At 47.4% G+C, this 359-nt stretch carries 1 pseudogene; it reads right to left on the bottom strand.

Features of this window, described 5'->3' with window-relative positions:
- A pseudogene (locus tag KM934_RS13030) lies at nucleotides 1–359 on the bottom strand (IS982 family transposase); the annotation flags it as partial.

Genomic DNA, 359 nt, shown 5'->3' with positions numbered 1-359 from the left:
TACGCCCCATCTTGCAACGTTTTCCTCTTGCAACCCTACAAACCTCTATCGGCTTGGAGTCAACAAAGAACTGTTCCTCTCCGCCATCCATTTCCATGGCAATCCTCTTGCGCAGTTCCTCACACAGGCCTGACGTTTTCTTCCTGCGGTCATTGAACTGTCTCCTTGATATGAGATTGGGAATGCTGTCCTTGTACTCTTGCAATTTATAGTCGAACAACCACTTCTCACTATCAATGCTCTCGGTCTCTGCTGTCAGGGATAGCGCCACCACTTCCAAATCCGAAAACTTGGGAACAGGACCACGACGTGGAACATTACCAGATTCATTGACGAGATTTTCAGAGAATTGCTTGCAT

It is taken from the genome of Hallella faecis (assembly GCF_018789675.1).
Lineage (GTDB): Bacteria > Bacteroidota > Bacteroidia > Bacteroidales > Bacteroidaceae > Prevotella > Prevotella faecis.
This window is presented reverse-complemented; position numbering and strand designations above follow the sequence as displayed.